Source organism: Bacillus sp. JJ1503 (genome assembly GCF_036965125.1).
Taxonomy (GTDB): Bacteria; Bacillota; Bacilli; order Bacillales; family Cytobacillaceae; genus Cytobacillus.
In genome coordinates this window covers 1-1895 of sequence record NZ_JBALOZ010000319.1, presented here as the reverse complement: position 1 = coordinate 1895, position 1895 = coordinate 1, and the positions used below count along the sequence as shown (strand labels likewise).

Genomic DNA, 1895 nt, shown 5'->3' with positions numbered 1-1895 from the left:
TCCAGCACCGCTGCTTGGACTTTGTGAACGACTACTTCCCTCGAAATGTCAGTGCAGCATTTAAAATCCTAATAATTTTCGAAAATAGCTAGAATACGACTGACTGACTGTTAGGTGGTCTCCATTATTCATGGCTAGAATAAATGTTGAATGTGTATCGGGATAAATTTCCTTAATATGATTGACATTGACAATATAAGACCGGTGACAACGGATAAAATAATCTTTAGGCAATAAATATTCAAATTCCTGAAGGGCATATTTATGTGTACCCGAATACTCTTCTGTATAGACGAACGTTTTCTTATCCTTTGCTTCAATATAAACTACTTTTGAAAAGGGGGTCGGTTGCCAGCCGTCATGGCTCCTTACAGTCACAACCGCTTTCCCATCAGTTAAAGCAGGATAAATAGCAGTGACACAGCCCTCTAGAACTCCGTCATGATGAAATGGAACGGCCATTCCATGGTATGGAACTCCAAATACATCCCGATTGATAAATTCTGAAGCTTTATTCCCTGTGGCAATGGCCTTATAGGCGATTGTCCCATCCTTTAAAGGGTCTCCCGGCTTGATTTTTAAATCTACACGTTTACTCGGCCGGTAATAAATATATTCTTTTGTGTTAGAAACCGCAATTGAAATTTCATCTGAAAACAGTTCACCAATTACATCTAATAGTGAGCTTACTGAAATACTCTTCATTTCCTGACTTCCTTCCAAAAAATAGAACTAGTTTAATATTACAATGTTTTAAAAGAAGATTCTATCTGAATTCTGATGCTTATGAGTGCTCCTGTTTTAATCAATATTATACAACGTTGAAAATTTCTGCGAACCGCTTCATACAATCTTTCGTTACCTTAAAAAAGATTCATTCTTAAAGAATTTTTGCGTTCACTTCAAAATCCTCTCAACATATCAGGCTCATGTACTCACCTATTTTTTTAATTCCCACTCCCATGTATATGCCTTATACTTAATAAAACGCTTTTTATAAGGGAGAGACAACTTGCAGTGAAATTGAAAACGGATGAAGAACTTATAGAATTAATTGTTCAAAATCATCGCCCTGCACTTGAAGAACTGTATGATCGCTACGTAAAGCTTGTCTACAGCTTCTCCTTTAAAATGTCAAAGGGAGATACAGAGAAAACAAAGGAGATTGTTCAGCAAGTTTTTCTCAGACTTTGGACCACAAAACAAACCTATAGCTCTTCAAAAGGAAAGTTTCCAAATTGGATTCTTACCATTACTAGAAACATTGCAATTGATCTCATTCGGAAGGAACAAAAGCATTCAGCATCGATTCAGCTAGAATCAAACGAATGGGGACAAATCGAAGATCGGCATACAGTGGGTGTACCGGAGCAGGTTTCAAAAAGTCTATTAAAGCATCAAATTCAAGAAGCAAAGCAGCAGCTCTCAGAACCACAGCAGCGCCTAATTAATTTATTATACTGGGAAGGCTACTCATTAAGTGAAATTGCAGAACTGGAACAAAAGCCGCTTGGTACGATAAAAAGCAGACTGCACCAAACCTTGAAAAAATTGCGGAAGTATTTTAAAGAAGAAACGGAGGGGGTTCGGCATGGAAACAAATAAATGTGAAAACCTGTCTCTATTTATAATTGATCAGCTGTCAAAACATGAAAAGAAACAGTTTGAAATTCACCTTAAAACATGTGCCGAATGTCGGAATGAAGTCAATTCCCTTCAGGAAACATGGCAAATGCTCTCTTATGATATTGAAGAAACTGAGGTTCCAAATTCCTTAAAAGATGAGGTTATGAATTTTATTTTTGATGAAAATAATATACCAGCACAAATTAGTAAAAAGCAAAGTTTTTTTGGACAATTAAAAGGAATTTTAGCTAAGCACTTCTCACCATTAT

At 36.4% G+C, this 1895-nt stretch carries 3 protein-coding genes; 2 read left to right on the top strand and 1 reads right to left on the bottom strand.

All coding sequences use genetic code 11. The annotated features are described in order from the left end of the window. Nucleotides 1–60: 60 nt before the first annotated feature. Nucleotides 61–705 carry a LytTR family DNA-binding domain-containing protein gene (locus tag V7149_RS21325; protein WP_335347601.1) on the bottom strand — a complete coding sequence of 215 codons (645 nt, stop codon included), beginning with the start codon at nt 703–705 and terminating at the stop codon, nt 61–63. 312 nt (nt 706–1017) lie between these two features. Here V7149_RS21325 and V7149_RS21320 point away from each other — a divergent pair, with 312 nt between their 5' ends. Together V7149_RS21320 and V7149_RS21315 are read left to right on the top strand one after the other, a co-directional pair. Then, nucleotides 1018–1605 carry an RNA polymerase sigma factor gene (locus V7149_RS21320; RefSeq protein ID WP_335347600.1) on the top strand — a complete coding sequence of 196 codons (588 nt, stop codon included), beginning with the start codon at nt 1018–1020 and terminating at the stop codon, nt 1603–1605. Continuing rightward, nucleotides 1592–1895: anti-sigma factor family protein (locus V7149_RS21315; protein ID WP_335347599.1), on the top strand; the 304-nt coding region annotated here is incomplete at its 3' end. The genes V7149_RS21320 and V7149_RS21315, both read left to right, overlap by 14 nt.

What these genes read in the sequence shown, in the direction of transcription:
- V7149_RS21325 (WP_335347601.1), bottom strand. Translation starts at nt 705, where the DNA reads ATGAAGAGTATTTCAGTAAGCTCACTATTAGATGTAATTGGTGAACTG.